We start from the raw sequence: 240 nt of genomic DNA, 5'->3' as shown, positions 1-240 counted from the left end.
TTTAAAGTATGCTCTTTTACAGACTGGTGAAAACCGTCAAAACTTTCCTGAGGATTAACCCTGTTTCTTAAAGCTAGCGTGTTTACATAAAAACCAATCTGGTCTTCCAGATCAGCATGATCTCTACCCGCTACCGGAATTCCTACGATGATATCCTGCTGAGCGGTATAACGGTACATTAAAACCTTCCATGAGGCCAGTAAGCCCATGAAAAGACTGCCGCCATTCTCCTGCACATAT

1 protein-coding gene is annotated in these 240 nt (G+C 42.9%); it reads right to left on the bottom strand.

Annotated features, from left to right (window positions below):
• Positions 1 to 240: condensation domain-containing protein (locus JO950_RS22165; RefSeq protein WP_202704573.1), on the bottom strand; the 240-nt coding region annotated here is incomplete at both ends.

This window comes from Flavobacterium sp. UGB4466 (assembly GCF_903469665.1).
Lineage (GTDB): Bacteria > Bacteroidota > Bacteroidia > Flavobacteriales > Flavobacteriaceae > Flavobacterium > Flavobacterium lipolyticum.
The sequence above is the reverse complement of the archived record's forward strand: the minus strand, read 5'-3'. Positions and strand labels throughout refer to the sequence as shown.